This window comes from Piscirickettsia salmonis LF-89 = ATCC VR-1361 (genome assembly GCF_000297215.2).
Classification (GTDB): Bacteria; Pseudomonadota; Gammaproteobacteria; order Piscirickettsiales; family Piscirickettsiaceae; genus Piscirickettsia; species Piscirickettsia salmonis.
Window position 1 is genome coordinate 1 of sequence record NZ_AMFF02000160.1, and the last position, 8,010, is coordinate 8,010.

Below are 8,010 nucleotides of genomic sequence, written 5' to 3' on the forward strand. Positions count from 1 at the left end.
GTGCGTAAGGTGAGTTAATAAGAACGGGGTTGATGATTTTTGAGCGCTCTGTGATTTAAACTTAGGGTTGCAGCCCCCATAAAAAAGGGCTGCTGAGGCTTTATTATTATCTAGTGAGATAATTTTAATACATTAGAAATTGTAAGTGATACCCACAGTGATCATATCGATAGGGGCAACTTTATTAACATCATCTTTAATTGATATGATGTTGTTGGAAACCTGTGGCTTAGTGCCAAACGTATGACTGGCCATAACATTTAGACCAATACCATTGTCGAACCCATATCCAGCGCCAAGGGCAAACTTGGGTCGCATTTTGCTTTTACTATCAGCGGCAAGACTGAGGATGCCTTCCCCAGTTGTTTTTTGGCTGACATAGGAAAGACCGGCTTTACCGAAGATATTCCAGTTTGGGTTAAGGTTATATTGAACAACGCCTAAGAAATCAAGACTGCTACCACTGTAGGTGAAATTATATTTTTTGCCAAAAGATACTGCGGTGTACTGGTTATTAGCATAAGTGCTATAGCCTAGTTCAAAACCATAGTTTAAGGCACCTTTGTTCCAAAGGTAACCGGCATTAATGCTACCTGCAAAACCGCGTGATGAATGGCTATCATTTGCAATATTATGAAGCTTTGTAAGGTCAAGATTAGGAGTATCCATTCCACCATAACCTAAATTAAGGCCAATATAAGCGCCTGGCTTTGTCGCTAGAGCAGAGGCTGAAATTAAAAGTGCTGTGATTGCAGTTAATTTTATAATCGCTTTCATTTATCTTCCTGTAAGATTATTTACTTAAGTGTTGGATATAAGATCATGTTCAGTTGATTGTTTGAATCTTAATTTTTAGGATGAATTCTACATTTATTCAATACATGCACTTTATTTTATAGTGTCTGTGATATGAAGTTAGTTTGATAACACTTTGATTTATGATTTTGTTGATTTTGCCCAGTGATTATAAATATTTACTTGGGGGGATATTGTACATTTTGAGATGGATGATAACGTTAGCCAAGAAAGTAACTTATAGTGTGGTGAATGAAAGGGCCGTAAGGCCCGTGAAATGGAGAAGTTAAGAGTTTATTATTGCCTAAACTACTCATTAGAAGTTGTAGTTGACACCTACTGTAACCATATCAACTGGAGAAACCTTATTGAGGTTATTTTTAATTGTTTGGTTATTATTGCCAGCAAATGTTGATTGGTTACCAAAAATATGACTCGCTGTTAGATTTAAGCCGATGCCATTGGTAAATTCATAGCCTAGGCCAAGAGCAACTTCTGGGAGTAACTTACTTTTGTTTGCAAACACATGACTAAACTCGTTACTTCCGGAGGTTGTTTGACTGACATAAGCAACACCCGCTTTAGCAAGGATATTCCAATTAGGGCTAAAATTATATTGAGCAATTCCTAAGAGGTCGATATTATAGCCTTTGTATGTAAAGTTATATTTTTCCCCGTTTTTACCTAGTGCTGAATATTGGTTATTTGCATAGGTTGCATAACCTAGTTCAATACCATAGTTTAGTGAGCTTTGGCTCCAAAGATAGCCAGCATTAATACGACCAGCAAAACCACGTAAGGATGCGCTGCTGCTTACTTCGTTTCTGAATGAGTTTTTGGTTAGTTGGGCTGTATCCATTCCGCCATAGCCTAAATTAAGGCCAATATAAGCGCCGGATTTTGTCGCTAGAGCAGAGGTTGAAATTAAAAGTGCAGTCATTGCAGTTAATTTTAAGACTGTTTTCATTATATTTATTTTCCTGAAATTTTTTATTTTTAAATGCCGTACTATCTGATCATTTATACTTATTTATTCAAATCTTAATTTTATTAATTATTTTTTAGTTTCTTGATAAGATTTGCTTTTTTTCTAAATATTGTCAGAATTATAGCTAAAAATAGTATGCAGTAGGTGAATAGGAGTGGGCTGAACTATAAGTTTCAACATCTTTTTTTAGATGTTTTTTTTATAATTGATATTGAGCTATCTGCTACTTTAGTTGCTGCATGGCCTTCAAGTGACGATTATCTCTTTGATTGTATGGCATGTTGTAACCTAGATTTAGGCAATGTATGAGTTAGTTGCTGACTTACTGTATCATTTGGGTTGGTTGCTGTATAAGCTAATTGACTGCAGTGTTTTTTACACTTCTTAACATCCTCTTAAAGTTGATCTTGTAGAGTTATAGCGCTGAGCTTGGTACAATTTTAGAGAGTTTATGGAGTGGCCATAGCATTTTGAGTTGTATTTAACTTAACTTGAGTTAAGGATTTATTTTTTGTTACGTAAAAAGTCGACATTATTATTAATTATTGTCTGTTTAGTGAGTCTTATTGTTAGTTTGGTTGTGGTTTCAAACACGTTACGACAGCCGGAGCCGAAAAAAAATATGGCAATTGCTGTGCAAGAGGTTACTGTTAAGACAATCAATTACCAGCCGCAGATTCAAACAGTAGGGACATTAAAAGCACAGCAAGGTGTTACGCTTAAAGCTCAAGTGGCAGGAACAGTGACAAGGGTTGCCTTTCAGTCTGGCGATAAAGTGAAGCAAGGTCAGTTATTAGTTAGCTTAGACTCAACGACGGCAAAAGGGCAGCTGGACAAAGCGGAAGCGGATTACCATCTTAGTTTATTAACTTATCAGCGAGATCAATCTTTATTTAAGAATCATGTACTTTCTGAGCAGGAGCTAGATCAGGTAAAATTTACGGTCAAGGCGAACTGGGCTTTATTAGAACAGGCACAGTCAGCCTATAATAAAACACAGGTTAAAGCGCCTTTTAATGGCAACATTGGTATTAGTGATATTACAGTAGGTAGTTATTTAGATTCAGGTGATACGATTGTTAGTCTACAGAATTTAGATCATTTGTGGGTTGATTTTAATGTATCATCACAAGACTCACGGCAAGTTAAAATAGGTGAAACAGTAGACATTACCACGCAGGCTGAGCCCATGCAGATAGCTAGCGGTAAAGTTGTAGCGATAGAGCCACAGATTAACTCAGATACTGGGACACTGACATTACGCGCACAAATTAATAATACACATTATCAGCTGTTACCTGGTCAGCTCGTTAGCGTGAACTTATATACAAGCCAGCCTCAGCAACGTTTGCAGATACCAGAGACAGCGGTGCAGTATAACGCAAAAGGCGCTTATGTTTATATCATTGGCTTACATCACCAGGTGATACAAACTTCGATTGTATTGGGTGAAAATAAAGAGGGTCAAGCGATTGTGCATTCAGGTTTAAAGGCAGGTGAGAAAATTGTATTAAATAACGTAAATTTGCATGATGGCGCAACTGTAGCTGTCATTCAAGGATAAAGTAAGGTAACTATAATATGCAATTTACGGATCTTTTTATTAGGCGTCCTGTGCTCGCTTGTGTCTTGAGTTTGGTAATTTTTTTAACAGGATTAATTGCTTATAATAAACTGGCTGTGCGTCAATATCCAGCAGTTAGCGCTAATGTGGTGACGATTAGTACCGGTTATTCAGGAGCGAGTGCGAGTTTAGTTGAAGCGTTTGTTACCACGCCTTTGGAGCAAGCGTTGCAGGGGATCTCCGGTGTTGATTACGTGAGTTCGGTTAGCTCTGCAGGGAATAGTCGGATTACTGTGAGTTTAAATCTCAATGCGGATTTGTATCAGGCGTTAATTGAAATAAACAATGATTTAACACCAGTGTTAAAAAAACTACCATCGGGTGTAGATACGCCGGTGATTAAAGAGGGAGATTCTAATTCGACGCCGATGATGATCATTAGTTTTTCAAGTAGTAAGCTAACGCCTGAGGCGATTAATGATTATTTGCAACGGGTTGTGCAGCCACAATTAGCAAATTTATCTGGGGTGGCTCAAGCTAATATTTTAGGGCCTCGAGTGTATGCTATGCGTTTATGGTTAAACCCTGCCAAAATGGCGGCTTTAGGGGTGACGACAGAGAATGTTAGTACGGCTTTGGCTGCTAATGATTTATTTGCTCAGGCGGGTAGTATTAGTACAAATAGCCAAGTGATTAATATTAATATTGAGTCGAGTTTAAATTCAGCGACTCAGTTTAATAACTTGGTGATTAAGAGTCAGCAAGATCAGTATGTTCGCTTAAGTGATATTGGCTATGCTGAGCTGGGTGCGCAAACCAAGGCATCTTCTTTATATGTCAACGGTAAGCCTGCGGTTGGTGTTGGGATTATTACTAAAAGTGATGCGAACCCATTAATGGTTGCAAATACAGTAAAGAATGAGGTGGCAGAGATTCAAAAACAGCTACCACAGGGTCTTTCTGTGCGTATTGCTCGAGACAGTTCTTCTTATATTCAAGACTCACTGAGTGAAGTAAGTCATACAGTAATGGTTGCTATTGTTATTGTGATTGCAGTTGTTTTACTATTTCTTGGTTCTTTTCGGGCGTTAATGATTCCGCTGGTGACCATTCCAGTTTCTTTGGTTGGCACGTTTGCGTTAATGTATTTATTAGGTTATAGCATTAATGTGTTAACACTATTAGCATTTGTTTTGGCCATTGGCCTGGTGGTTGATGATGCAATCGTGGTTCTTGAAAATGTTCATCGTTATATAGAACAAGGTTTTACACCCTTTAAAGCAGCACTTAAAGGGGCACGTGAGATTCGCTTTGCAATTATTGCGATGACATTAACATTAGCTGCAGTTTATGCGCCCATTGGCTTTAGTACGGGAATTACTGGGTCATTATTTCGAGAGTTTGCTTTTAGTTTGGCCGCTAGTGTTATTTTATCAGGTATTGTTGCGTTAACTTTATCGCCAATGATGTGTGCTCGGATGATGAAGGCTCATCATCAGCCGGCAGGTTGGCAACTTAAAATAGAAGCGTGTTTAACCAAGTTACGTGATTATTATAGTTTATTATTAAACAAGGTATTTAATAATAAAGTAAATGTATTGATTATTGCTGGAACAGTTATTGTCTGTGGAGGAATATATATTATTCCCTTGGTAAAAAATAGTACACTTGCGCCCAAAGAAGATCAAAATACAGTGATTGGTATTGTGCAAGGCTCAATGGCAGCCAGCGTAGTCAATACCGAGGCTTATACTGCCAGGTTACGTGAGCTTGCAAGTAACGTTTCTGGAGTAGAGAATGTCACGGTTATTAATGGTGCAGGTGGTGATCAAAGTCATGCAATGCTGATGGTTCAATTGGCAAGTAAAAGTCAGCGCTCACTGAGTGCAGGGCATATTGCTGGGCAATTAAATAAAGCGGCTGCACGTATTCCAGGAGCGAAGGCGATGTTTGTTTTGCCGCCTAGCTTACCAACGTCCCATGATAATTATGATATTGAATTTGTAATTAAAACCAATGGTGATTATGCTGAGCTTGAAACGCATGTCAATAAAATACTGCAAGCGATTCATCAAAACGCAGGATTTGGTCGTGTAATGACGGATTTGCAATTTAATAAGCCTGAATATAATGTGACAATTCAGCGTGATATGGCGACTCGTTTAGGGGTATCGGTTAGTGGTATCGCAAGTGTATTAACTAATGCATTGGCAGAGCCACAAAGTAGCGAGTTCGTCAATAATGGGCTTAGTTATTATGTGATCCCGCAAGTCATCGCATCAGGTCAGGCATCAATTACCGGTTTAAATCAATTGTATGTTACGGCTGAGAGTGGCGCTAAAATACCTTTGCGCGATTTAATTAAGGTGACAATGACAGTAAACCCATCAAGCCTTAATCATTTTCAAAGCCAACGCTCAGTGACCATTCAAGCAACGTTAAGTCATAGATATAGTACAGAGCAAGCGTTAAATTTTTTAGAGGTGATCGCTAAAAAAGACTTAACTGCACAAATGTCTTATGCAACCTCCGGAAATACCCGTCAATATTTAGAGGAAAGTAGTTCCGTTTATTTTATTTTTATTGCTGCATTGCTCTTTATTTATTTAAGTTTGAGTGCTCAGTTTGAAAGCTTCATTGATCCGCTGATTATTTTAATGAGTGTGCCTTTTTCTATTGCCGGAGCGCTAGGCACTTTATTTTTAATTGGTGGTAGTCTAAATATTTATACGGAAATTGGTTTAGTGACGTTAATCGGCTTAATTGCAAAGCATGGCATTTTAATTGTTGAATTTGCGAATCAATCCCAGAAATCAGGGGAAAGCTTATTAGTTGCAATTAAACAATCTGCTAGGGTACGTTTTCGCCCAATTTTAATGACAACTGCTGCAATGGTGTTAGGTGCTGTGCCCTTAGTTTTTGCTAGTGGTGCTGGGTCTGAGGCGCGCTATCAATTAGGTTGGGTGATTGTGGGAGGGATGATGATAGGGACAATGATGACTTTATTGGTATTGCCCCTTATGTATTACTTAGTTAATACAGCTAAAATGGCATTTAAAGACAAGGGAAAGTTTCGATTAAATTTACTTGAGCGTTGATTTAATTGGTAGAATGCTTGCTTGTCAGTATGGTGTGAGTGCTCTACTTTGCCATTAAGCCTTGGTGTTCTAAGTTTAATATAAACATGATCCATACTTAAGTCTTATATATGTATTAAATATTGCTTAAATATTGAAGAATTTGAAAGTTTCAGCCGGGTTAATGGATCATTTTTTAGTGAAGCAAAATTTGAGAGATTTGACCTGAAGAACAGAAACTATTCTTAATTATCGGCAAAAAGTATCACATATGGTGCGTTTTATCGTTTTTGGACGGATTAATCCTATGCAGGCTGAATTAAAGCCGGACCTCCTTCATCTTCGCAAGCTTTTCATGATGTTGACGCAACTTCGATAAAGGGGTTGAGTTTGTGAATCCAGAGAGTCTCATTTCACTGCCACAAAGTATGCAAATGAGAGGATCTACTGCATAATTGGCTTTCATCAGGCTGGAATAGGTAACAGACTGAGCAGCTTCAATGGTCTGATCTAATAAATCATAGACTTTTGGTAACAAGGTTTTTCTGACTCGATTCGCTAAAAAGCCGTAATACCGTATCATTTTGAAAAACTTTTCTGGTATATGTTGTGTCAATCGCTCAATAAACGCCTCAACTGAACACTCATAATTTTTGTGCTTTTTTTCTTTGTGATCGTAGTAATTAAAAATCACGCTGCGGCCATCATAATGTCGAAGACGTGAGTTTGCTAATGCAGGTCGCTTCAAATAACGACCGAGATAACTCACATTGTGATGATGATTTTCATCAGCAGGAGAGAAGTTTACAAACCAGTATTTTTGATATTGATTATTCAAAAGGCGATTATAACTGGTGTAGTCAGGGAATTGATCACGACATTCATCAGGCATGATGAAATCCTCATGATTGTAGGCTTCACGCAACAGAGAGATCACACGAAATCGCCACATAGGCATAATGACTTTATCCGCAAAATAAATACTTTCCCAGGTATCACTAGCTTTAGTCATAACCTCCACGTGTGACGGAGATATGAACATGTACATTCCGAGCGCCACGAGGCGCCAATAGAGCCTGAGGGTAAACCTCAGCACTAGCTGATGAAAGTTCAGCCCTGAAAATGCAGCTCAGCATATCAGGTACCGAGCCTTGAGTAAGTACTGGTAACAGTGCGTGCTAAGCGTAGGCAGGGAAATAATAGGCCGTAAGCCAAAGAGCTGAAGTGATTGAGCCTCGTAAACATAATACTGAGATAGCCGATGATTTGGAATGTATCAGAAGGCAATATCGAATAGGACGTTAAGAGAAGAAATATTCGACATCTCCGGGGTCTTAGAGCATGGCATGTTATTAAAGTCTATTGGTGAACGTGGGAGATCCTGCAAACTCTGAAAAGGAATCAGTATGAGCTAACAAGTATAAAAAGCGAGAAGGCTCAAAAGGTAAGCAGGAAGTCAGATGGGTCATAGTACTGTTGAAGCAGAGTAACGCCTGTGGAGGGAAGGGCCTTGGGTAATAACAACTTCAAAAGGGAAACGTCGTATGGAACCAACAGAGACCAGTAGCTCGACGGAAACGAAACTA

At 38.6% G+C, this 8,010-nt stretch carries 5 protein-coding genes; 2 read left to right on the forward strand and 3 right to left on the reverse strand.

The features are described 5' to 3' along the window. Window positions 1–132: 132 nt before the first annotated feature. Together C200_RS12670 and C200_RS12675 are read right to left on the reverse strand one after the other, a co-directional pair. Window positions 133–777, reverse strand: coding sequence for an outer membrane protein (locus tag C200_RS12670; RefSeq protein WP_016211315.1), 645 nt, complete (start codon window positions 775–777; stop codon window positions 133–135). A gap of 334 nt (window positions 778–1,111) precedes the next feature. Then, window positions 1,112–1,762 (reverse strand): outer membrane protein, encoded by a 651-nt coding sequence (locus C200_RS12675; RefSeq protein WP_016211316.1) that lies wholly within the window; start codon window positions 1,760–1,762, stop codon window positions 1,112–1,114. 532 nt (window positions 1,763–2,294) lie between these two features. Between C200_RS12675 and C200_RS12680 the strand changes: the two genes are divergently transcribed. Together C200_RS12680 and C200_RS12685 are read left to right on the forward strand one after the other, a co-directional pair. Continuing rightward, window positions 2,295–3,347 (forward strand): efflux RND transporter periplasmic adaptor subunit, encoded by a 1,053-nt coding sequence (locus C200_RS12680; protein WP_016211319.1) that lies wholly within the window; start codon window positions 2,295–2,297, stop codon window positions 3,345–3,347. Window positions 3,348–3,364: 17 nt separating this feature from the next. Beyond that, complete coding sequence (locus C200_RS12685) at window positions 3,365–6,445, forward strand: efflux RND transporter permease subunit (RefSeq protein WP_032126786.1); 3,081 nt, start codon at window positions 3,365–3,367, stop codon at window positions 6,443–6,445. A 298-nt stretch (window positions 6,446–6,743) separates the two neighbouring features. On the opposite strand, the gene C200_RS14310 is transcribed toward C200_RS12685, so the two are convergent. Beyond that, a complete protein-coding gene (locus C200_RS14310) occupies window positions 6,744–7,436 on the reverse strand; it encodes an IS91 family transposase (protein WP_052133290.1) in 693 nt (230 codons plus the stop codon). Window positions 7,437–8,010: the final 574 nt, after the last annotated feature.

Bases quoted from the DNA above. Each gene is read 5' to 3' on its own strand.
- C200_RS12685 (WP_032126786.1), top strand. From the start codon at position 3,365: ATGCAATTTACGGATCTTTTTATTAGGCGTCCTGTGCTCGCTTGTGTC.
- C200_RS12675 (WP_016211316.1), bottom strand. From the start codon at position 1,762: ATGAAAACAGTCTTAAAATTAACTGCAATGACTGCACTTTTAATTTCA.
- C200_RS14310 (WP_052133290.1), bottom strand. From the start codon at position 7,436: ATGACTAAAGCTAGTGATACCTGGGAAAGTATTTATTTTGCGGATAAA.
- C200_RS12670 (WP_016211315.1), bottom strand. From the start codon at position 777: ATGAAAGCGATTATAAAATTAACTGCAATCACAGCACTTTTAATTTCA.